24 protein-coding genes and 3 rRNA genes are annotated in these 21,144 nt (G+C 44.0%); 6 read left to right on the forward strand and 21 right to left on the reverse strand.

All coding sequences use genetic code 11. The features are described 5' to 3' along the window. Nucleotides 1–6: 6 nt before the first annotated feature. Nucleotides 7–951: a type II secretion system protein GspC gene (gene gspC, locus EJ103_RS15275; protein ID WP_126008447.1), complete on the reverse strand. Its 945-nt coding sequence runs from the start codon at nt 949–951 to the stop codon at nt 7–9. A gap of 213 nt (nt 952–1,164) precedes the next feature. Here gspC and hslR point away from each other — a divergent pair, with 213 nt between their 5' ends. From hslR to EJ103_RS20385, 6 genes are all read left to right on the forward strand, one after another. Beyond that, on the forward strand, nt 1,165–1,587 hold the full coding sequence (gene hslR, locus EJ103_RS15280) for a ribosome-associated heat shock protein Hsp15 (protein WP_126008449.1): 423 nt from the start codon (nt 1,165–1,167) through the stop codon (nt 1,585–1,587). Nucleotides 1,588–1,599: 12 nt separating this feature from the next. Next, nucleotides 1,600–2,445 (forward strand): Hsp33 family molecular chaperone HslO, encoded by an 846-nt coding sequence (gene hslO, locus EJ103_RS15285; RefSeq protein WP_126008450.1) that lies wholly within the window; start codon nt 1,600–1,602, stop codon nt 2,443–2,445. 261 nt (nt 2,446–2,706) lie between these two features. Continuing rightward, entirely contained in the window at nt 2,707–4,245 is a 1,539-nt protein-coding gene (locus EJ103_RS15290) for a phosphoenolpyruvate carboxykinase (protein WP_126008452.1), read from the forward strand. A 161-nt stretch (nt 4,246–4,406) separates the two neighbouring features. Next, nucleotides 4,407–4,943, forward strand: coding sequence for a PepSY domain-containing protein (locus EJ103_RS20350; protein ID WP_277600528.1), 537 nt, complete (start codon nt 4,407–4,409; stop codon nt 4,941–4,943). Continuing rightward, nucleotides 4,940–5,335 carry a PepSY domain-containing protein gene (locus EJ103_RS20355; protein ID WP_277600531.1) on the forward strand — a complete coding sequence of 132 codons (396 nt, stop codon included), beginning with the start codon at nt 4,940–4,942 and terminating at the stop codon, nt 5,333–5,335. Before EJ103_RS20350 ends, EJ103_RS20355 begins: the two co-directional genes overlap by 4 nt. A gap of 10 nt (nt 5,336–5,345) precedes the next feature. Next, nucleotides 5,346–5,522, forward strand: coding sequence for a PepSY-associated TM helix domain-containing protein (locus tag EJ103_RS20385; RefSeq protein ID WP_241232281.1), 177 nt, complete (start codon nt 5,346–5,348; stop codon nt 5,520–5,522). A gap of 982 nt (nt 5,523–6,504) precedes the next feature. On the opposite strand, the gene rrf is transcribed toward EJ103_RS20385, so the two are convergent. The 20 genes from rrf to rplN all read right to left on the reverse strand — a co-directional run bounded on the left by rrf (nt 6,505) and on the right by rplN (nt 20,885). After that, nucleotides 6,505–6,619, reverse strand: a 5S ribosomal RNA gene (gene rrf, locus EJ103_RS15300). Between the two features lie 138 nt (nt 6,620–6,757). Continuing rightward, nucleotides 6,758–9,644 (reverse strand): 23S ribosomal RNA (locus EJ103_RS15305). A 288-nt stretch (nt 9,645–9,932) separates the two neighbouring features. After that, nucleotides 9,933–11,468 (reverse strand): 16S ribosomal RNA (locus EJ103_RS15310). Together the 16S, 23S and 5S rRNA genes form the textbook arrangement of a ribosomal RNA operon. A 940-nt stretch (nt 11,469–12,408) precedes the next feature. Then, entirely contained in the window at nt 12,409–12,810 is a 402-nt protein-coding gene (gene rplQ / locus EJ103_RS15315) for a 50S ribosomal protein L17 (RefSeq protein ID WP_004589197.1), read from the reverse strand. Nucleotides 12,811–12,849: 39 nt separating this feature from the next. Then, the gene (gene rpoA, locus EJ103_RS15320; protein WP_004589198.1) at nt 12,850–13,836 is read right to left on the reverse strand and encodes a DNA-directed RNA polymerase subunit alpha; all 987 of its coding nucleotides are present in this window, start codon (nt 13,834–13,836) and stop codon (nt 12,850–12,852) included. Between the two features lie 24 nt (nt 13,837–13,860). Beyond that, nucleotides 13,861–14,481 (reverse strand): 30S ribosomal protein S4, encoded by a 621-nt coding sequence (gene rpsD / locus EJ103_RS15325; protein WP_004589199.1) that lies wholly within the window; start codon nt 14,479–14,481, stop codon nt 13,861–13,863. A gap of 21 nt (nt 14,482–14,502) precedes the next feature. Next, nucleotides 14,503–14,889 carry a 30S ribosomal protein S11 gene (gene rpsK, locus EJ103_RS15330; protein WP_002959471.1) on the reverse strand — a complete coding sequence of 129 codons (387 nt, stop codon included), beginning with the start codon at nt 14,887–14,889 and terminating at the stop codon, nt 14,503–14,505. A gap of 12 nt (nt 14,890–14,901) precedes the next feature. Then, complete coding sequence (rpsM, locus tag EJ103_RS15335; RefSeq protein ID WP_004589200.1) at nt 14,902–15,258, reverse strand: 30S ribosomal protein S13; 357 nt, start codon at nt 15,256–15,258, stop codon at nt 14,902–14,904. 125 nt (nt 15,259–15,383) lie between these two features. Further along, nucleotides 15,384–15,497 carry a 50S ribosomal protein L36 gene (gene rpmJ / locus EJ103_RS15340; RefSeq protein ID WP_002959476.1) on the reverse strand — a complete coding sequence of 38 codons (114 nt, stop codon included), beginning with the start codon at nt 15,495–15,497 and terminating at the stop codon, nt 15,384–15,386. 22 nt (nt 15,498–15,519) lie between these two features. Further along, nucleotides 15,520–16,848 (reverse strand): preprotein translocase subunit SecY, encoded by a 1,329-nt coding sequence (gene secY, locus EJ103_RS15345; protein ID WP_004589201.1) that lies wholly within the window; start codon nt 16,846–16,848, stop codon nt 15,520–15,522. A gap of 10 nt (nt 16,849–16,858) precedes the next feature. Next, a complete protein-coding gene (gene rplO / locus EJ103_RS15350) occupies nt 16,859–17,293 on the reverse strand; it encodes a 50S ribosomal protein L15 (RefSeq protein ID WP_004589202.1) in 435 nt (144 codons plus the stop codon). Nucleotides 17,294–17,297: 4 nt separating this feature from the next. Further along, nucleotides 17,298–17,480 carry a 50S ribosomal protein L30 gene (gene rpmD, locus EJ103_RS15355; protein ID WP_004589203.1) on the reverse strand — a complete coding sequence of 61 codons (183 nt, stop codon included), beginning with the start codon at nt 17,478–17,480 and terminating at the stop codon, nt 17,298–17,300. Between the two features lie 2 nt (nt 17,481–17,482). Further along, a complete protein-coding gene (gene rpsE, locus EJ103_RS15360; protein ID WP_004589204.1) occupies nt 17,483–17,989 on the reverse strand; it encodes a 30S ribosomal protein S5 in 507 nt (168 codons plus the stop codon). Nucleotides 17,990–17,998: 9 nt separating this feature from the next. Then, nucleotides 17,999–18,349, reverse strand: coding sequence for a 50S ribosomal protein L18 (gene rplR, locus EJ103_RS15365; protein WP_004589205.1), 351 nt, complete (start codon nt 18,347–18,349; stop codon nt 17,999–18,001). Between the two features lie 9 nt (nt 18,350–18,358). Further along, nucleotides 18,359–18,892 carry a 50S ribosomal protein L6 gene (gene rplF, locus EJ103_RS15370; protein WP_004589206.1) on the reverse strand — a complete coding sequence of 178 codons (534 nt, stop codon included), beginning with the start codon at nt 18,890–18,892 and terminating at the stop codon, nt 18,359–18,361. 13 nt (nt 18,893–18,905) lie between these two features. Beyond that, nucleotides 18,906–19,298 carry a 30S ribosomal protein S8 gene (gene rpsH / locus EJ103_RS15375; RefSeq protein WP_004589207.1) on the reverse strand — a complete coding sequence of 131 codons (393 nt, stop codon included), beginning with the start codon at nt 19,296–19,298 and terminating at the stop codon, nt 18,906–18,908. A gap of 21 nt (nt 19,299–19,319) precedes the next feature. After that, the gene (gene rpsN / locus EJ103_RS15380; protein WP_004589208.1) at nt 19,320–19,625 is read right to left on the reverse strand and encodes a 30S ribosomal protein S14; all 306 of its coding nucleotides are present in this window, start codon (nt 19,623–19,625) and stop codon (nt 19,320–19,322) included. Nucleotides 19,626–19,635: 10 nt separating this feature from the next. Further along, nucleotides 19,636–20,175 (reverse strand): 50S ribosomal protein L5, encoded by a 540-nt coding sequence (rplE, locus tag EJ103_RS15385; protein ID WP_004589209.1) that lies wholly within the window; start codon nt 20,173–20,175, stop codon nt 19,636–19,638. 16 nt (nt 20,176–20,191) lie between these two features. Further along, on the reverse strand, nt 20,192–20,506 hold the full coding sequence (gene rplX / locus EJ103_RS15390) for a 50S ribosomal protein L24 (protein WP_004589210.1): 315 nt from the start codon (nt 20,504–20,506) through the stop codon (nt 20,192–20,194). A gap of 10 nt (nt 20,507–20,516) precedes the next feature. Continuing rightward, nucleotides 20,517–20,885 carry a 50S ribosomal protein L14 gene (rplN, locus tag EJ103_RS15395; protein WP_004589211.1) on the reverse strand — a complete coding sequence of 123 codons (369 nt, stop codon included), beginning with the start codon at nt 20,883–20,885 and terminating at the stop codon, nt 20,517–20,519. Nucleotides 20,886–21,144 lie beyond the last annotated feature (259 nt).

Consider the following 21,144-nt stretch of genomic DNA (forward strand, 5'->3'; position numbering starts at 1 on the left):
GCTAAGTTATTGCAGGCTAAATTGCACATCGATTTGCTCACCGTCACGTTCTATCGTAATTGTGGCATCGCTGGTATTACGCAGCTCATTAATAGCTGCCATTGCCTGTTGTAAATCTGTTAATTGGTAGCCGTTGATAGCCACGGCTAAATCATTATTCTGTAGGCCCATTTGTTTAAACAGAGCAGGCTCTTTACCTGGGCTTAAACGATAGCCGATTAACTCGCCATCGCTCATTGCTTGTGAAACACGAATATAATCAAATAACTTACCAGGCTCACTTAGTAGCTCTTCTCGTGTTTCTATTATTGCTTCTTTTACATCTGGGTCAGCGGTTGCGTTAATTTGCAACTCGCTTTGTTCTATTTTTTGCGGCCCCATGTCTTGTGCTTCGCGAGCGGCAAGCACAGGCATAGATACTTTTTTACTAAAGTCGAGACCATCTAGCATTAGCGTTTCAAATCGGCCGTTTACACTTAAAATAACGCGATCGGGAAGTATTTGCGCAACCTCTGCACGGGTGCCTTGTACAACCTCTTCAACTAAGTAACTAACTTGCCGCCCCTGTGACTCAATAATAGCAATACCTGCCTTATCGTCGTTACTTACAGCAACAATACCGGTTAGATTAATACTTAAGCGTGTTTCTGGTGCATTATTAATTACTTCGTTTTGCTGCGCAGTATTGGTTTTATTTGTTACAGTTTTTTTACCAAATAAAAATTGCTCTATAATATTTTGTACTGAGGTAGTACTAGAAGAAGCCTTCGATGCGGCTGAATAGTGAGATGGAGTAAGCGGTGTAGAGACCGGTTGTGGCCATACCAGCCAAACTAATTTTGAGAGTAAATAAGCAAGATAAACAACGACTAACAGCGTAACTACTGCGCTTAATTTAGCATGGGGTAGCCGTGTTAAAAATTGTTTAAGCTGTTGAATTTGCTGTTCCATAATAATGTTCTTATTTTAATTTACTGCATAAGCGCGTACCCATAGTACCCTTTCATTTTTCATTCAACAAGCACACTAATATTAAACTTTGTAAACAGATTAATATAACAATGTAATGTTGACTAAAAAACCAGCATGCGCCGTAATACCTTCATCCTACGATGATTTCATGATAAATTTTACGATATATAAATAGTCGATTGAAGAAGCCTAATGAGTAAAAAAAATAATACTAATGCCGACTCAGACCACAACAGTGAGCCAAAAGTTCGATTAGATAAATGGTTATGGGCTGCGCGCTTTTATAAAACCCGTGCGCTTGCACGCGAAATGGTGCAAGGCGGCAAAGTACATTATAATGGGCAACGTACTAAAGCGAGTAAAATTGTGGAGGTTGGCGCAACCATAAAACTTGCCCAAGGCGTTGATGAAAAGCTTATCAAGGTACTTAAAGTGCTTGAAAAACGCCAAAGCGCCCCCATTGCACAGTCCTTGTATCAAGAAACTGATGCAAGTATTGCAAAACGCGAAGAAAACGCCATCGCACGCAAAAATAACAGCTTCTTTGCTCCACATCCGGATAAAAAGCCCGATAAAAAGCAACGACGCGAACTTTTAAAAATGAAATCAAGTTAGGTATAGCCGCTCATGCAACAAGATTTACTTCACCGTTATTTATTCGACAAACTCGATGTTCGTGGCGAACTCGTTCAAATTGAGCACGCCTACAACGAGATGATAGCTAATCACAATTACCCTGAGCCAGTTAAAGCATTATTAGGTGAATTACTCGTTGCAACGTGTTTATTAACTGCTACTTTAAAGTTTGAGGGTGAAATAGCCGTTCAGCTACAAGGCGATGGCCCTGTTAAATACGCTGTTATTAACGGCGACGATAAACAAAATATGCGTGGTATTGCGCGCATGCAAAGCGAGATTAGCGGCTCAACGGTAAAAGAGCTTGTAGGTAAAGGTTATATGGTGATTACCATTACTCCAACCAAAGGCGAACGTTATCAAGGCATAGTGCCTCTTGAGCACGATACATTAAGTAAATGTATTGAAAGCTACTTTGAGCAATCAGAACAGCTAAAAACACGCCTTTGGTTTGCAACCGACACAACAGAAGGGAAAGCCAAAGCCTGTGGGTTGTTTTTACAAGTACTGCCTGTTGATAAACAAAAATCAATTAATGACTTTACTCACTTAGAAGCCTTAAGCGATACAATTAAACGCGAAGAGCTATTAGAGCTTGATGCCAATACCGTATTAACGCGCTTATATCACGAAGATAACCCGCGCGTATTTGACCCGCAAGCTATTACATTTAAATGTGGCTGTAGTAGAGAGAAAACCATTACTGCTTTAGTTAATGTAGGCCAACAAGCATTACTTGATGATGTTGCTGAAAATGGCGCTGTTAACATTAGCTGCCATTATTGCCTAAAAGAATATGTTTTTGACGAGCAAGATATTAAAAACATTTTTAATTAGCCCCCCACCTCATAATCAAATATAAAGCCGCAAAATATGCGGTTTTATATTATAAAATGATGATACCGGTGTCATGAATTTTGTTAATTTACTGACACCGGTATCATTGAAATTATTCATGTTTTTTAGCAAATATATGTGTTTTTAGGGCCTTTACAGGCTCGAATATCTCAAATCCTTCTGTTACTATAATTTCAGCTTAAGGGAACTAAGAACCCAGAGCTATCCCGTTCAAACTCTCACACATAGTTAGGTATAAACATGACTACAAGCGCAACACGTTTTGTCGATTTAACCGCAGCTGAACTTGTCGAGCATGCGATTCGTCGTGGCGAAGGGACACTAGCCGCAAATGGAGCCTTTGTTGCAATTACAGGCAAGCGCACTGGTCGCTCTCCTAAAGATCGCTTCATTGTAAAAGAAGCAACAACGCAAGATGATATCCAATGGGGCAATGTAAACCGCCCATTCGATGCTGACAAATTTGACGCTTTATGGGCTCGCGTAGAAGCACATGTGCAAAGTAATGACCACTTCACCTCTCACCTAGAAGTTGGCGCAGACCCTGAGCACTATCTACCTGTAGTTGTTACTACAGAAACAGCGTGGCACCATATTTTTGCTAAAAACATGTTTATTGAGCCTAAAAACTATAATGCATCTGATTTACCCCAATGGCAGGTAATGAATGTGCCTTCGTTTGTTTGTGACCCACAACGTGATGGCACCAACAGCGACGGCACTGTTATTATTAACTTTGTTCAACGCAAAGTGTTACTTGCTGGTATGCGTTATGCCGGTGAAATGAAAAAATCGATGTTCTCCGTTCAAAACTTTCTTCTTCCAGCAAAAGGTGTATTACCAATGCACTGCTCTGCTAACGTAGGAGAAGCGGGTGATACAGCACTATTCTTTGGTTTATCGGGTACCGGTAAAACAACTTTATCGGCCGACCCAACACGCTTTTTAATTGGTGACGACGAACACGGTTGGGCACCAGGAAGCGTATTTAATATCGAAGGTGGCTGTTACGCAAAATGTATCGACCTCTCACAAAAAAATGAGCCAGTAATTTGGAATGCTATTCGCTTTGGTACAATTTTAGAAAACGTTGTACTTGATGAAACACGCACACCTGACTTTAACGATACAAGCTTAACGCAAAATAGCCGTGCTGCTTACCCGCTAGAGCACGTAGAAAAGCGCAAAGTTGAAAACCGTGCTGGCGAGCCGAAAGCTGTTGTATTTTTAACCTGTGATGTGAGCGGTGTTTTACCGCCGGTTTCTGTACTTAGCGAAGAAGCCGCTGCTTTTCACTTTTTAAGTGGTTACACGGCTAAAGTAGGCTCTACAGAGATTGGCTCAACTAGCGATATAGAATCTACATTCTCAACGTGTTTTGGCGCCCCTTTCTTCCCTCGCCCTGCAGGTGTTTACGCTGAGCTGCTTATGAAGCGTGTACGCGAATTTGGCGCAAAGGTTTACCTTGTTAATACAGGGTGGACAGGCGGCCCATACGGTACTGGTGAACGTTTTGATATTCCAACAACCCGCGCTCTAATAGATGCAATCGTATCTGGTAAATTAGCCAATGTAGAAACTCAGCATATCGATGTATTAAATCTAGACGTACCAGTGGAAGTCCCTGGTGTGGATAGCAAGCTACTTAACCCAATTAATACATGGGAAGATAAAGCAAAATATAACGAATATGCAGCAAAACTTGCCGCTGACTTCACTGAAAACTTCGCTAAATACGATGTGTCAGATGATATAAAAAATGCAGGCCCAAAAGCATAATTAATTACCAAGCCTGATTTAAACGCCAGCCTATAAAGCTGGCGTTTTTGTTTGCTAAGCTAATTATTTTATTGCTGCGACATTTTGTCGCAGTTCATTTCTAGTAAACAAAGATACAATGCGCCATCCCTTTACTGCATATTTTTAATGGTCACCCTTTTATGCGTTTTAATGGTTCATGGCGAAAAATAGCAAGACGTGTACATTTATACCTAGGCTTATCTATCGGGGGTGTACTCGCACTCATTGCTCTAACAGGTTCTATACTCGTTTATTACCCCGAACTAGATGAAAATATAAGTAGTTTAAGTACAGAAACAGCGAGGCCTATAAATTGGGATACCGCATATCAAACACTAAAAACTCACTACCCAGATAAACAAGGCTCGTGGCGTTTAGAAAGCACTAAAAATAAACATTATATTCCCGCAAGATATTACAACCCAAACGAAACAGTGGATCACACTTTTGCACCACTTATGGTTTGGCTGAGCCCTGATGGCAGGCTTATATTACGTGAGGATGTATGGGGTAACTACTTTGTTACCTGGATTTATAACGTACACTTCTCGTTACTTGCAGGTAGCGCTGGTACAATCGTTATAGGTTATATAGGAATAGGTAGCCTTATACTCCTCATATCATATCAGGCCTATGCGCTTGGTGGCCTAAAAAAGGGCTATGGACTAAGGCTATAAAGTTTAAAGCGCGCAGCTCTTTACTGGGCGTGTTATATGACTGGCACAAGTTGCTTGGTTTAATTTTTGCTTTGCCTTTAATCTTATTAACAGCAACCGGCATAATGCTAGCAATACCCAAGCAAACCGATCCTTTAATAACAGCCCTGCTTGGAAATATAGATAAACCTAACAGCGCAATAATAAAGCCCCAGCGCAGTATTTCTTTATTAGCAGCTCTTAGTACAGCACAAAAAGCCATGCCAAATACACGGCTAGCATGGGTAGAAACCCCGTCAAATCACAATGCGGTATATCGGTTTAGGTTCAAAACCAAAAACGATCCCTCTTATCGCTTTCCACAGTTATGTGCAAGTAAATGCAAGCACAGGAGAGCTCATAAGTGTTTTTAATATAGATAAGATGAGCGTTGCCAGTAAATTTAAAAACTGGTTGCATCCGCTTCACAATGGCAGCATTGGCGATCAGCCATTACGAATTCAGTGGGTTTTATCAGGTATAGCCACCGCTTTGTTATTTGCACTGGGCCTTTTTAGGTGGCTCATTAAAACGAAACGATTTAAGTACACTATAAGCTAATTACAAAGCTTATTTAATATATCAAACGAGCTTTTCACAATCTAAACCTGCTTGTATAGCTAGCTAAGTCCTAAGTTACTAGCTGCTTACCCAGCGTAAATCAAAGCAAAAGCTATATAGATAGTCAAACCGCTTTATACCAAACTTAAGGTGCTACGCTTGATAATAAGCTAAGCCCTATGAACTGTTTAAAATTAATTCATTACTTTAAGTTATATTGCGTGCTTTAATCGCGAGTTTCGAGATCCTCAATCCACGCTACAAAGGAGTGGCGGAACTATATAAAGGCAGGTATTTCACTTTTCTAGAGACGTAGAAAAAATGCTTCATTTCTTAAGCAGCGATCTGCTATTAGGAGTCGGTGTGCTACGCTGTCAAATGTCGTGCGGACTAAGGTACGCATATATAAAAACACTATATTTACCATACAAAGATGTGTGGTGAGCCTTATCCGCGGGTTTCGTGATACTCAACCCACGCTACGGAGGTGGTGGAGACTGTGCGAATAATATCTGGAATGTATTTTTCACTTTTCTGCAGACGTAAAAAAGCCCGGCTATTACTAGTCGGGCTTTCTTGTATTTGGAGCTTGGCGATATCGTGGTGCCCACAGCGGTAGAGAGTCACATAGCAGATGCTACATTATCATTGCGGGGAGTCGCTACGCTCGCCCGACCTACATTCTAGAAGTAGATGAGTGTACATTAATTGTCCGCACTTCACTTTTCTGCAGACGTAAAAAAGCCCGACTCTTTCGAGTCGGACTTTCTTGTATTTGGAGCCTGGCGATGTCGTAGTGCCCACAGCGGTAGAGAGTCACATAGCAAATGCTACACTATCATTGTGTCGGGGCGGCCTTCCGTGGGGCTCGCCTTCGAGCTGTTTTACTTCTCTGATGAGTTAGCCATGGGTCTGGCTATTTATTAAATCCCAGACAGCAAAAAACCCGTTACATCGCTGTAACGGGTTTCTCTTATTTGGAGCCTGGCAATGTCCTACTTTCACATAGCAAATGCTACACTATCATCGGCGCTGTTTCGTTTCACTACTGAGTTCGGCATGGGGTCAGGTGGGTCCAAAACGCTATGGTTACCAAGCAAATTAGGTGTCAGTCCGTTTTCACGTACCAACTAAATTTGGAAAATTCTGATAATATTTTTTAAGTCTAAGTATCTATCTACTTTAGCTATTAACTTCTGTCGCTTGTTTCTGTCACAAAACGCGTTTGGCGTTGTATGGTTAAGCCTCACGGGTAATTAGTACAAGTTAGCTTAATGGCTCACACCACTTCCACATCTTGCCTATCAACGTTGTAGTCTTCAACGGCCCTTCAGAGACTTTAAAAGTCTAGTGAGAAATCATCTCGAGGCCTGCTTCGCGCTTAGATGCTTTCAGCGCTTATCAGTTCCGAACGTAGCTACCGGGCAATGCCATTGGCATGACAACCCGAACACCAGCGGTTCGTTCACTCCGGTCCTCTCGTACTAGGAGCAACCCCTCTCAATTCTCAAACGCCCACGGCAGATAGGGACCGAACTGTCTCACGACGTTCTAAACCCAGCTCGCGTACCACTTTAAATGGCGAACAGCCATACCCTTGGGACCGACTTCAGCCCCAGGATGTGATGAGCCGACATCGAGGTGCCAAACACCGCCGTCGATATGAACTCTTGGGCGGTATCAGCCTGTTATCCCCGGAGTACCTTTTATCCGTTGAGCGATGGCCCTTCCATTCAGAACCACCGGATCACTATGACCTACTTTCGTACCTGCTCGACGTGTCTGTCTCGCAGTTAAGCTGGCTTCTACCATTACACTAACCGTACGATGTCCGACCGTACTTAGCCAACCTTCGTGCTCCTCCGTTACTCTTTGGGAGGAGACCGCCCCAGTCAAACTACCCACCAGGCACTGTCCGTAACCCCGATTCAGGGGCCAACGTTAGAACATCAAAACTACAAGGGTGGTATTTCAAGGACGACTCCACAACAACTAGCGTCGCTGCTTCAAAGTCTCCCACCTATCCTACACATGTAGGTTCAATGTTCAGTGCCAAGCTGTAGTAAAGGTTCACGGGGTCTTTCCGTCTAGCCGCGGGTACACAGCATCTTCACTGCGATTTCAATTTCACTGAGTCTCGGGTGGAGACAGCGTGGCCATGGTTACACCATTCGTGCAGGTCGGAACTTACCCGACAAGGAATTTCGCTACCTTAGGACCGTTATAGTTACGGCCGCCGTTTACCGGGGCTTCGATCAAGAGCTTCGTCCGAAAACTAACCCCATCAATTAACCTTCCGGCACCGGGCAGGTGTCACACCGTATACGTCATCTTGCGATTTTGCACAGTGCTGTGTTTTTAATAAACAGTCCCAGCCACCTGGTCACTGCGGCTCCCGTCCGCTTAGAGAGCAAGTCTCATCACAGATAGGAGCGTACCTTCTCCCGAAGTTACGGTACGATTTTGCCTAGTTCCTTCACCCGAGTTCTCTCAAGCGCCTTAGTATTCTCTACCTGACCACCTGTGTCGGTTTGGGGTACGATTCGGTATAATCTGAAGCTTAGAGGCTTTTCCTGGAAGTATGGCATCAGCAACTTCACACCCTTGGGTGCTCGTCTCGTGTCTCAGCCTAACAGCAACCCGGATTTACCTAAGTCACTAGCCTACTCACTTTCACATGGACAACCATCGCCATGCTTGCTTAGCCTTCTCCGTCCCCCCATCGCAATTATACCAAGTACGGAAATATTAATCCGTTTCCCATCGACTACGCCTTTCGGCCTCGCCTTAGGGGTCGACTTACCCTACCCTGATTAACATGGGATAGGAACCCTTGGTCTTCCGGCGTGCGGGTTTTTCACCCGCATTATCGTTACTCATGTCAGCATTCGCACTTCTGATACGTCCAGCATACCTCCCGGTACACCTTCAACCGCTTACAGAACGCTCCCCTACCACTCATCCTAAGATGAATCCGCAGCTTCGGTGCATAGTTTAGCCCCGTTACATCTTCCGCGCAGACCGACTCGACCAGTGAGCTATTACGCTTTCTTTAAAGGATGGCTGCTTCTAAGCCAACCTCCTGGCTGTCTGGGCCTTTCCACATCGTTTCCCACTTAACTATGACTTTGGGACCTTAGCTGGCGGTCTGGGTTGTTTCCCTCTTCACGACGGACGTTAGCACCCGCCGTGTGTCTCCCGGATATTACTTTACGGTATTCGGAGTTTGCAAAGGGTTGGTAAGTCGGGATGACCCCCTAGCCTTAACAGTGCTCTACCCCCGTAAGTATTCGTCCGAGGCTCTACCTAAATAGATTTCGGGGAGAACCAGCTATCTCCCGGTTTGATTAGCCTTTCACTCCTAGCCACAGGTCATCCCCTAACTTTTCAACGTTAGTGGGTTCGGTCCTCCAGTTGATGTTACTCAACCTTCAACCTGCCCATGGCTAGATCACCGGGTTTCGGGTCTATACCTTGCAACTATTCGCCCAGTTAAGACTCGGTTTCCCTACGGCTACCCTAAACGGTTAACCTCGCTACAAAATATAAGTCGCTGACCCATTATACAAAAGGTACGCAGTCACCTAACAAGTAGGCTCCTACTGCTTGTACGTACACGGTTTCAGGTTCTATTTCACTCCCCTCACAGGGGTTCTTTTCGCCTTTCCCTCACGGTACTGGTTCACTATCGGTCAGTTGGGAGTATTTAGCCTTAGATGATGGTCCACCTATATTCAGTCAAAGTTTCACGTGCTCCGACCTACTCGATTTCACTTAAAATGTCTTTTCATGTACGGGACTATCACCCTGTATCGTGGCACTTTCCAGAGCCTTCCATTAACACATAATAAGCTTAAGGGCTGTTCCGATTTCGCTCGCCGCTACTATCGGAATCTCGGTTGATTTCTTTTCCTACGGGTACTTAGATGTTTCAGTTCTCCGCGTTCGCCTCGTTAACCTATGTATTCAGTTAACGATACCTGCAAGCAGGTGGGTTTCCCCATTCGGAAATCCTAGTCTCAAGCGCTTTTTACTAGCTTGACTAGGCTTATCGCAAGTTAATACGTCCTTCATCGCCTCCAACTGCCAAGGCATCCACCGTGTACGCTTAGTCACTTAACCATACAACCCAAACGGGTCTTTGTTAGTGACAGTTTAACTTCGCCAGAAGTTAATATTGAATACTAAAGTAGACACCAATTAATCACGAATGATTAAATTGGCACTGAATGATACTGCTATCATTCTTTTTTACTTTTGAAAACTCTTGATAAATACGAATATTTATCAGAATTTTATTATCAGCTTTTCCAAATTTTTAAAGAACATATTAATCAGTTAAACCCAAAGGGTAAAACTAACTAACAATCATCTGTGTGGACACTACGAACAAATAAGTTCTAAATCGTATAAGGAGGTGATCCAGCCCCAGGTTCCCCTAGGGCTACCTTGTTACGACTTCACCCCAGTCATGAATCACTCCGTGGTAAACGTCCTCCCGAGGGTTAGACTATCTACTTCTGGAGCAACCCACTCCCATGGTGTGACGGGCGGTGTGTACAAGGCCCGGGAACGTATTCACCGCGTCATTCTGATACGCGATTACTAGCGATTCCGACTTCATGGAGTCGAGTTGCAGACTCCAATCCGGACTACGACGCACTTTAAGTGATTCGCTTACTCTCGCGAGTTCGCAGCACTCTGTATGCGCCATTGTAGCACGTGTGTAGCCCTACACGTAAGGGCCATGATGACTTGACGTCGTCCCCACCTTCCTCCGGTTTATCACCGGCAGTCTCCTTAGAGTTCTCAGCATTACCTGCTAGCAACTAAGGATAGGGGTTGCGCTCGTTGCGGGACTTAACCCAACATCTCACAACACGAGCTGACGACAGCCATGCAGCACCTGTATCAGAGTTCCCGAAGGCACCAAACCATCTCTGGTAAGTTCTCTGTATGTCAAGTGTAGGTAAGGTTCTTCGCGTTGCATCGAATTAAACCACATGCTCCACCGCTTGTGCGGGCCCCCGTCAATTCATTTGAGTTTTAACCTTGCGGCCGTACTCCCCAGGCGGTCTACTTAATGCGTTAGCTTTGAAAAACAGAACCGAGGTTCCGAGCTTCTAGTAGACATCGTTTACGGCGTGGACTACCAGGGTATCTAATCCTGTTTGCTCCCCACGCTTTCGTACATGAGCGTCAGTGTTGACCCAGGTGGCTGCCTTCGCCATCGGTATTCCTTCAGATCTCTACGCATTTCACCGCTACACCTGAAATTCTACCACCCTCTATCACACTCTAGTTTGCCAGTTCGAAATGCAGTTCCCAGGTTGAGCCCGGGGCTTTCACATCTCGCTTAACAAACCGCCTGCGTACGCTTTACGCCCAGTAATTCCGATTAACGCTCGCACCCTCCGTATTACCGCGGCTGCTGGCACGGAGTTAGCCGGTGCTTCTTCTGTCAGTAACGTCACACATGATGGGTATTAACCACCACGCTTTCCTCCTGACTGAAAGTGCTTTACAACCCGAAGGCCTTCTTCACACACGCGGCATGGCTGCATCAGGCTTGCGCCCATTGTGCAATATTCCCCACTGCTGCCTCCCGTAGGAGTCTGGGCCGTGTCTCAGTCCCAGTGTGGCTGATCATCCTCTCAAACCAGCTAGGGATCGTCGCCTTGGTGAGCCATTACCTCACCAACTAGCTAATCCCACTTGGGCCAATCTAAAGGCGAGAGCCGAAGCCCCCTTTGGTCCGTAGACATTATGCGGTATTAGCAGTCGTTTCCAACTGTTGTCCCCCACCTCAAGGCATGTTCCCAAGCATTACTCACCCGTCCGCCGCTCGTCAGCAAAGTAGCAAGCTACTCTCTGTTACCGCTCGACTTGCATGTGTTAGGCCTGCCGCCAGCGTTCAATCTGAGCCATGATCAAACTCTTCAATTAAAAAGTTTTATGTCTTTCGACAGCTCAATGAATTCTGAATTTATTTAATATCTTTCGATATTGAATTGACTGTGCTGCAATTCTTTTCTTAAGTAAAACCTAAGTAAGTTATTGCTGTTGGTCACTCAGTTTCAATTGAGACTCTAAATTTGTTTGCCTCACTACCTAAGTAGCTTGGCTGTTAGAACTCAATCTGTACGAGTGCCCACACAGATGATTGCTTTATATTGTTAAAGAACGTTGCGATTAAAGCGTTAAACTTTATCTCGCTAGGGCTGCGCATCTTACGCTTTCCTATTTTTTTGTCAACACTTAATTTTGTTAAACTTGAAAGTTTTTAAAACTAAGTTTTACTCGACTCACTGAGTAGCTCGTGCCTCGTTATGCGTTGCGCTCTGCCGTCTCAGTGGGGTCGCATTATAGGGGGATCCGAAAACAGATCAACCCTTTTTTGAAGAAAACTTGAAATAAATGACTGTTCGCTGAGTATTTGAGCTAAATGCTCAAAAACCCTACTAAAAGTAGCCTTAAGCCCACTAAATTAGCGAGTTAAAATTAAATATCTCTGTTTGATTGGCTAATTTGCTTTACCACTATCCAAATTACACTGTACATCTACAGTCTGGGGTATGTTTTACAAACCTTATAAGCTCTACTTAGAGGGTTACCGCTTAATTAAGCTTTTTGAGAATGCAGGCTTTATAACTACATTGGTTTAACTAAGTCGGTTTAACAGAATGAAGGTAATAGGTAATAGGTAATAGGTAATAGGTAATAGGTAATAGGTAATAGGTAATAGGTAATAGGTAATAGGTAATAGGTAATAGGTAATAGGTAATAGGTAATAGGTAATTATCAAGTAACTATTTGGAGGGATGTCAAATTTTAGGCATTAAAAAGCCGAGCATTAAGCTCGGCTTTTTGGTGTCTCTTTAAAGACTTACTCTGCAGACTGCGCGTCTTCTTGAACTTCTTCGTTAGTCGCTGGGCGACCTACTAGTTCAATATAAGCCATTGGTGCATTATCACCAGCACGGAAGCCACACTTAAGAATACGAGTGTAACCACCTGGACGGTCTGTATTACGAGGACCGATTTCGCTGAACAATTTACCAACTACTTCATTATCACGCGTGCGAGCAAACGCTAAACGGCGATTTGCTACACTGTCAGTCTTAGCCAGTGTGATTAAAGGTTCAATTACACGGCGTAACTCTTTCGCTTTAGGCAAAGTAGTTTTGATGATTTCATGTTTCACCAAAGAACCTGCCATATTGCTGAACATCGCTTTACGATGGCTACTGTTACGGTTTAATTGACGACCACTCTTACGATGGCGCATGACCCTATCCTTCTAACTAAACTAATATAGTGATTTAGATTATTCAGCTAGGCTTGCAGGCGGCCAATTTTCTAGGCGCATGCCTAGAGAAAGACCACGTGAAGCTAGCACGTCTTTTATTTCAGTTAGAGACTTCTTGCCTAGGTTAGGCGTTTTAAGAAGCTCAACTTCAGTGCGCTGAACTAAATCACCGATATATTGAATTTGCTCGGCTTTCAAACAGTTTGCTGAACGTACTGTTAGTTCAAGATCATCAACTGGACGAAGTAGAATAGGATCGAATTCTGGCTTCTCTTCTTTCTCTTCTGGCTCAGTTACATCACGTAAATCTACGAATGCATCTAATTGCTCAGCTAAGATAGTAGACGCACGGCGGATCGCTTCTTCAGGATCTAAAGTGCCGTTTGTTTCCATATCAATGATTAACTTGTCTAAGTCTGTACGTTGCTCAACACGGGCTGATTCAACCGAGTACGCAATACGTTCAACTGGGCTGAATGATGCATCAAGCAGCAATCGACCAATTGGACGCTCATCGTCATCAGAGGATAAACGACTAGATGCCGGCACATAACCACGACCACGCTCAACACGAATACGCATGCTGATCTCGCTGCTATCTGTCGTTAAATGACAAATAACGTGATCTGGATTAGCAATTGTTACATCGCCATCGTGCTGAATATCAGCCGCAGTCACAGGGCCTACACCAGATTTAGTCAGGGTCAGAAAAACTTCATCTTTGCCTTCTAACGTTACTGCTAGACCTTTTAGGTTTAGTAGTATTTCAATGATGTCTTCTTGTACGCCTTCTTTCGCGCTGTACTCATGCAATACACCGTCGATTTCAACTTCAGTTACTGCACATCCAGGCATAGATGATAACAGTATACGGCGTAAGGCATTACCCAGAGTATGGCCAAAGCCACGCTCTAGTGGTTCTAAAACTACTTTAGAACGCGTTGGGTTGATAGCGTCGATATCGACTAACCTTGGTTTTAGAAATTCTGTAACAGAACCCTGCATTTTATCCTCTCTTAACTCTTAACTTTACTTAGAGTAAAGTTCGACGATTAGTTGTTCATTAATGTCCGCAGACAGATCTGAACGCTCAGGTAGGCGCTTAAAGCTACCTTCCAATTTCTTACCGTCAACTTCAACCCAAGTCGGCTTTTCACGTTGCTCAGCCAACTCTAGAGCAGCGATGATACGTGCTTGTGTTTTAGACTTCTCACGGATTACTACAGTATCTTCTGGAGCAATTACGTATGAAGGAATGTTCACAACACGACCATTAACTAAAATCGCTTTGTGGCTTACTAACTGACGTGCTTCAGCGCGTGTGCTAGCAAAACCCATGCGATATACAACATTGTCTAAACGTTGCTCTAAAAGCTGTAACAAGTTTTCACCTGTATTACCTTTAAGGCGAGCAGCTTCTTTGTAGTAATTACGGAATTGCTTTTCTAATACACCGTAGATACGACGTACTTTTTGCTTTTCACGTAATTGTAAACCGTAATCAGATAAGCGACCTTTACGAGCGCCGTGCTGACCAGGTGCAGTCTCAAGTTTACACTTAGAGTCGATAGCTCTTACGCCGCTCTTAAGGAACAGGTCAGTACCTTCACGACGACTCAGCTTGAGCTTAGGGCCCAAATATCTTGCCATGTTATTTCTCCTAACCTATTGTTAAACGCGACGTTTCTTCGGTGGACGACAACCATTGTGTGGTATTGGCGTCACGTCAGTAATGTTGGTGATACGGTAACCAGCAGCATTCAAAGCACGTACAGCAGATTCACGACCTGGACCTGGACCTTTAATGAAAACTTCTAGATTTTTTAAACCGTATTCTTGAGCAGCAGTACCTGCACGCTCTGCAGCAACCTGAGCAGCAAATGGTGTAGATTTACGTGAACCACGGAAACCTGAACCACCGGCAGTAGCCCATGATAGTGCATTACCTTGACGGTCGGTAATTGTTACAATAGTGTTGTTGAAAGACGCATGAACATGAGCCATACCATCAGCAACTTGCTTTTTAACCTTTTTACGACGAATTGGTGTCTTAGCCATAATACTATCCCCTTATCGCTTAATAGGCTTACGAGGACCCTTACGGGTACGCGCGTTAGTCTTTGTTCTTTGACCACGTAGTGGTAAAGAGCGACGGTGACGTAGGCCACGGAAACAACCAAGGTCCATAAGGCGCTTGATATTTAGAGTAACTTCACGACGAAGGTCACCTTCTACAGTGTACTTGCCAACTGCATCACGCAGTACGTCAAGAGTTTCGTCTGAAAGTTCACCGATTTTTGTGGTCTCGGCGATACCAGTCGCTTCTAAGATAGCCTTAGAGCGAGTCTTACCTATGCCATAAATAGCTGTTAAACCAATAACTGCATGTTTATGATCAGGGACGTTAATGCCAGCGATACGGGCCACTAACACATCTCCTATATTTGAATTTGGTAATCAAAAGTTTGAAAAGCCCGTAAGGATACTCAAACGAAGACCAAATCACAACTAAAAACACAGGCCGAGAAATCTCAGCCTGCACGACTGTTTACTTAGCCTTGCCTTTGCTTATGCTTAGGCTCACTGCAAATTACGCGTACTACACCAGCACGTTTAATAACTTTACAGTTACGGCATATTTTCTTAACGGAAGCACGTACTTTCATTGCTCAACTCCGTAAACTGACCTTATCGGCCGTAGCCTTTAAGGTTCGCTTTTTTCAGCACAGAATCATACTGATGTGACATCAGGTGAGTCTGTACTTGTGCCATAAAGTCCATGATTACTACAACGATAATCAAAATTGATGTACCGCCGAAATAGAATGGCGTTTGCCATGCCATAGTCATGAATTCGGGCACCAGACAGATAAAGGTTATATACAAAGCACCTGCCAATGTCAGGCGTGTCATCACTTTATCAATGTATTTAGATGTCTGCTCACCTGGACGAATACCTGGGATAAATGCGCCAGATTTCTTCAGGTTGTCTGCTGTCTCACGCGGGTTAAAAACCAACGCTGTGTAGAAAAAGCAGAAGAAGATGATAGCTGCTGCTAGCACCATCGCATACAAAGGCTGACCTGGAGTCAACGTTGTTGCAATAGCTTGTAGCACATCAGCGACCGGACCTTCACCCTGGCCGAACCAGCTTGCAATTGTACCAGGGAACAGAATTATACTGCTAGCGAAGATTGGTGGAATAACACCCGCCATGTTTACTTTTAGTGGTAAATGCGTGCTTTGAGCAGCAAATACTTGACGACCTTGTTGGCGTTTAGCGTAGTTAACAACGATACGACGTTGTCCACGTTCGAAAAACACTACAAGATAAGTAACAGCGAATACTATAACCGCAACCATCAACAGTACAAAAACATTCAAATCACCTTGGCGCGCCATTTCGGCTGTCGAACCAATAGCAGACGGCAGGTTAGCTACAATACCAACAAATATTAGAACTGAGATACCGTTACCGATACCGCGCTCTGTTATTTGTTCGCCCAACCACATTAGGAACATAGTACCAGTTACTAAACTCACCACTGCGGTGAAATAGAAACCGAGACCCGGGTTAACAACTAACCCTTCCATCATGCCCGGTAAGCTAGTTGCAATACCGATTGATTGGATAGTAGCAAGCACAAGCGTGCCGTAGCGTGTGTACTGGCTAATTTTTTTACGCCCTTGCTCACCTTCTTTCTTAAGCTCTATAAACGGAGGATACATATGCGTTAATAGTTGCGTAATAATCGAAGCCGAGATATACGGCATAATACCCAGTGCTAACACTGAAGCTCGCTCAAGCGCACCACCGCTAAACATGTTGAACATCTCAACAATGGTGCCCTTTTGTTGCTCGAAGAAATCGGCAAGTACAGCGGCGTCAATCCCAGGGATTGGCACAAATGAACCTAGACGGTAAATAATGATAGCACCTAAAACAAATAGTAATCGACGCTTCAATTCCGAAAGTCCACTTTGTGCACTTTGTGTATCTTGACCTGGTTTAGCCATTAGTACTTCCTTAGTCTTCTACCTTGCCTCCGGCAGCTTCAATAGCTTCGCGAGCACCTTTAGAAGCCTTAAGGCCTTTAACGGTAACAGCGCGTGAAACTTCGCCAGATTTAACAACTTTAACGAACAGAACGTTCTTTTTAACTAGACCAGCTGCTTGTAACGCGTTTAGGTCTACCACATCGCCTTCAACTTTAGCGATTTCAAAAAGGTTTACTTCTGCAGATACTAACGATTTGCGTGAAGTGAAACCAAATTTAGGTAGACGACGTTGCATAGGCATTTGACCGCCTTCAAAACCAACGCGTACTTTACCGCCAGAACGTGATTTTTGACCTTTGTGACCACGGCCACCAGTCTTACCAAGACCAGAACCGATACCACGACCAACACGTTTTGGAGCAGTTTTAGAACCTGCAGCAGGTGAAAGTGTATTCAAATGCATGAAATTAACCCTCTACCTTAACCATGTAAGAAACTCGGTTGATCATACCACGTACACATGCTGTGTCTTCTAACTCAACAGTGTGGTTGATACGACGTAAACCAAGACCGCGTAATGTAGCTTTATGCTTCGGTAAACGACCGATAGAGCTCTTTACTTGTGTTACTTTTACAGTTTTATTTGCCATGGTTACCCCAGAATTTCGTCTACGCGCAGACCACGTTTAGCAGCGATTGACTCAGGAGAGTTCATGTTCTCTAGAGCTTGAATCGTTGCACGTACTACGTTGATCGGGTTGGTAGAACCGTAACATTTAGAAAGTACGTTCTGCACACCAGTAACTTCTAGTACTGCACGCATAGCACCACCTGCGATGATACCAGTACCTTCAGATGCTGGTTTCATGAACACTTGTGAGCCAGCATGACGTCCTTTAACAGGATGCTGTAATGTGTTGCCATTTAGGTCTACATTGATCATGTTGCGACGTGCTTTTTCCATTGCTTTTTGAATAGCAGCTGGAACTTCACGAGCTTTACCATAACCAAAACCTACTTTACCTGCGCCATCACCAACTACAGTTAGTGCAGTGAAGCTAAAGATACGACCACCTTTAACTACTTTAGACACACGGTTTACCGCGATTAGCTTTTCAGCTAAATCAGGCTGTTGTTGCTTTGCTTCTACGTTAGCCATTGTCTACTCCTAGAATTGCAAACCGGCTTCACGCGCAGCATCAGCTAGCGCCTTCACACGGCCGTGATATTTAAAGCCACTGCGATCAAAAGCAATCTTTTCGATGCCTTTGTCAGCCGCACGTTCTGCAACCGCTTTACCAACTGCTTGTGCAGCTGAAACGTTGCCTGTGCCTTTAACTGTTTCGCTAATAGCTTTCTCAACAGTAGAAGCAGCAGCCAGTACAGTACCCTCAGCATTAACTACTTGAGCGTAAATGTGACGTGGCGTGCGGTGGATAACAAGACGCGTTGTGCCTTGTTCAATATAATTTCTACGAGTGCGTTTAGCACGACGTAGACGAGCTGTTTTTTTATCCATCGTCTTACCTTACTTCTTCTTAGCCTCTTTACGGCGTACATTCTCATCTGAATAACGAACACCTTTACCTTTATAAGGCTCAGGTTTACGGTATGCACGAATGTTAGCAGCTGTTTGACCAACTAACTGCTTATCTACGCCCTTAACTAGAACTTCTGTTTGGCTTGGAGTTTCAATCGTAATTCCCTCAGGAACTTCGAAATTAACCGGGTGCGAGAAACCAAGTGTTAAGTCTAAAACTTTACCCTTAGCTGCAGCACGGTAACCAACACCTACTAACTGAAGTTTCTTCTCGTAACCTTCATGCGTACCAACAACCATGTTGTTGATTAGAGCGCGAGCAGTACCTGCTTGAGCCCATGCATTAGCTACGCCTTCACGAGGTAAAGTTGTAATAACGTTGTCGTTAACTTGTACTTCAACAGCGTTGTTGATAGTACGAGTAAGTTCACCGTTTTTGCCTTTAACTGTGATGTCCTGGCCTTTTAATGTAACTTCTACACCGGCAGGAACATTGATTGGTGCCTTTGCTATGCGAGACATAGTTCCCCTCCGATTAAGCTACAAAGCCAATGATTTCACCACCAACACCAGCACTACGTGCTGCGCGGTCTGTCATTAGGCCTTTAGAAGTTGATACGATAGCGATACCAAGACCACCCATTACCTTCGGTAATTCGTCACGTTTCTTATAGATACGTAGACCAGGGCGGCTAACACGCTGGATATTTTCAATTACAGCTTTGCCTTCGAAGTATTTCAACTCGATAGAAAGCTCAGGTTTCGCTTCGCTGTTTACAGCGAAATCTGCGATGTAACCTTCGTCTTTTAATACTTTAGCTACTGCTACTTTCAGCTTTGAAGTTGGCATCGTTACAGATACTTTCTTCGCTGATTGACCGTTACGGATACGTGTAAACAAATCCGCGATAGGATCTTGCAAGCTCATAGTCTTACTCCCGTGATACTATTACCAGCTAGCCTTTTTAAGGCCAGGAATTTCACCGCGCATAGCTGCTTCGCGAACTTTAATACGGCTCATGCCGAATTTGCGAAGGAAACCATGTGGGCGGCCCGTAATGTTACAACGATTACGTTGACGTGCAGGGCTAGAATCACGTGGTAAAGCTTGAAGCTTAAGTACCGCGTCCCAACGATCATCTTCAGATGCGTTAACATCGCTGATGATAGCTTTTAGTGCTGCACGCTTTTCAGCGTACTGAGCAACTAGTTTAGTGCGCTTTGCTTCGCGCGCTTTCATAGAATTCTTTGCCATAACCCTACCCTTATTTCTTGAATGGGAAGTTAAACGCTTCTAACAACGCACGGCCTTCCTCATCAGATTTCGCAGAAGTTGTGATTGTGATATCCATACCGCGTACACGGTCTACTTTATCGTAATCAATTTCTGGGAAGATGATTTGTTCACGTACGCCCATGCTGTAGTTACCACGTCCATCAAAAGACTTAGCACTCACACCACGGAAGTCACGGATACGTGGGATAGCGATTGATACCAAACGCTCAAAAAAGTCCCACATACGCTCGCCGCGTAAGGTTACTTTACAGCCTATTGGGTAGCCTTCACGCACTTTGAAGCCAGCAACAGATTTGCGTGCTTTAGTGATTAAAGGTTTCTGACCAGCGATAGCTTCTAGATCCGCAACAGCGTTATCTAAAATCTTCTTGTCAGCTAGGGCTTCGCCCACGCCCATATTTAATGTGATCTTTTCGATCTGAGGGACTTGCATGACAGAGCTGAAACCAAACTTCTCTTGAAGCTCAGCAACTACTTTGTCTTTATATACTTCATGCAGTTTCGCCATCATTCTACTCCAACTATTAGATAGTTTTACCAGTAGATTTAAAGATACGTAATTTCTTACCATCTTCAATCTTGAAACCTACACGATCTGCTTTACTCGTTTCCGAGTTGTAGATCGCAACGTTTGATACGTCGATAGACGCTTCTTTCTCAACAATGCCGCCAGCTTGGTTCAATTGTGGAACCGGCTTTTGGTGTTTCTTGATTAAGTTAATACCTTCGACAAATACTCGACCAGACTCGGTAACAACTGAAAGCACTTTGCCGCGCTTACCTTTGTCTTTACCTGCTAGTACGATTACTTCGTCATCACGACGGATTTTTGCTGCCATGATAGACTCCTTACAGTACTTCTGGGGCTAGTGAAACAATTTTCATGAACTTATCATTACGAAGTTCACGAGTCACAGGGCCGAAGATACGAGTACCAATTGGCTGCAAGTTATCATTTAAGATAACAGCCGCATTGCTATCGAAACGGATCAGAGAACCGTCCGGACGACGAACGCCTTTTTTGGTACGCACAACTACCGCGTTTTTAACATCACCTTTCTTCACTTTACCGCGAGGAATAGCTTCTTTCACAGAAACTTTAATGATATCGCCAACTGCCGCATAGCGACGGTGTGAACCACCAAGGACTTTTATACACTGCACTTTGCGAGCGCCGCTGTTATCAGCAACTTCCAGCTGAGTTTGCATTTGGATCATGTTAATGACCTCCGGTGTAGTAATTACAACTTGCCTTAAATTTGTTTAAAATCAAGGCACTTCGATTAAATCCCACTCAAAAAACAACAGAGTTGTCTCTTAAGGGCGGGCAATTGTACCAGCATTGGCTAGTGAGTGGTAGGTTATTTTTTAATTAATTTAAGGGAAGAACAGATTAAAACTGAATAAAAACCGCTATGTAGCTATTTTACAAGTGGTTATAAAACAATCAAGGCGCAAATAGCGCCTTAATTATTTA

This window comes from Pseudoalteromonas sp. Xi13 (genome assembly GCF_003952205.1).
GTDB lineage: Bacteria > Pseudomonadota > Gammaproteobacteria > Enterobacterales > Alteromonadaceae > Pseudoalteromonas > Pseudoalteromonas atlantica.

Coding starts and splice junctions, on each gene's coding strand:
- EJ103_RS20385 (WP_241232281.1), top strand. CDS start 5,346: ATGAGCGTTGCCAGTAAATTTAAAAACTGGTTGCATCCGCTTCACAAT.
- rpmJ (WP_002959476.1), bottom strand. CDS start 15,497: ATGAAAGTACGTGCTTCCGTTAAGAAAATATGCCGTAACTGTAAAGTT.
- hslR (WP_126008449.1), top strand. CDS start 1,165: ATGAGTAAAAAAAATAATACTAATGCCGACTCAGACCACAACAGTGAG.
- rplE (WP_004589209.1), bottom strand. CDS start 20,175: ATGGCGAAACTGCATGAAGTATATAAAGACAAAGTAGTTGCTGAGCTT.
- rplR (WP_004589205.1), bottom strand. CDS start 18,349: ATGGATAAAAAAACAGCTCGTCTACGTCGTGCTAAACGCACTCGTAGA.
- rplN (WP_004589211.1), bottom strand. CDS start 20,885: ATGATCCAAATGCAAACTCAGCTGGAAGTTGCTGATAACAGCGGCGCT.
- rpsK (WP_002959471.1), bottom strand. CDS start 14,889: ATGGCTAAGACACCAATTCGTCGTAAAAAGGTTAAAAAGCAAGTTGCT.
- hslO (WP_126008450.1), top strand. CDS start 1,600: ATGCAACAAGATTTACTTCACCGTTATTTATTCGACAAACTCGATGTT.
- rplQ (WP_004589197.1), bottom strand. CDS start 12,810: ATGCGCCATCGTAAGAGTGGTCGTCAATTAAACCGTAACAGTAGCCAT.
- rpmD (WP_004589203.1), bottom strand. CDS start 17,480: ATGGCAAATAAAACTGTAAAAGTAACACAAGTAAAGAGCTCTATCGGT.
- rpsE (WP_004589204.1), bottom strand. CDS start 17,989: ATGGCTAACGTAGAAGCAAAGCAACAACAGCCTGATTTAGCTGAAAAG.
- rplF (WP_004589206.1), bottom strand. CDS start 18,892: ATGTCTCGCATAGCAAAGGCACCAATCAATGTTCCTGCCGGTGTAGAA.
- gspC (WP_126008447.1), bottom strand. CDS start 951: ATGGAACAGCAAATTCAACAGCTTAAACAATTTTTAACACGGCTACCC.
- rpoA (WP_004589198.1), bottom strand. CDS start 13,836: ATGCAGGGTTCTGTTACAGAATTTCTAAAACCAAGGTTAGTCGATATC.
- rpsN (WP_004589208.1), bottom strand. CDS start 19,625: ATGGCAAAGAATTCTATGAAAGCGCGCGAAGCAAAGCGCACTAAACTA.
- rplO (WP_004589202.1), bottom strand. CDS start 17,293: ATGCATTTGAATACACTTTCACCTGCTGCAGGTTCTAAAACTGCTCCA.
- secY (WP_004589201.1), bottom strand. CDS start 16,848: ATGGCTAAACCAGGTCAAGATACACAAAGTGCACAAAGTGGACTTTCG.
- rpsD (WP_004589199.1), bottom strand. CDS start 14,481: ATGGCAAGATATTTGGGCCCTAAGCTCAAGCTGAGTCGTCGTGAAGGT.
- rpsH (WP_004589207.1), bottom strand. CDS start 19,298: ATGAGCTTGCAAGATCCTATCGCGGATTTGTTTACACGTATCCGTAAC.
- EJ103_RS15290 (WP_126008452.1), top strand. CDS start 2,707: ATGACTACAAGCGCAACACGTTTTGTCGATTTAACCGCAGCTGAACTT.
- rplX (WP_004589210.1), bottom strand. CDS start 20,506: ATGGCAGCAAAAATCCGTCGTGATGACGAAGTAATCGTACTAGCAGGT.
- EJ103_RS20350 (WP_277600528.1), top strand. CDS start 4,407: ATGCGTTTTAATGGTTCATGGCGAAAAATAGCAAGACGTGTACATTTA.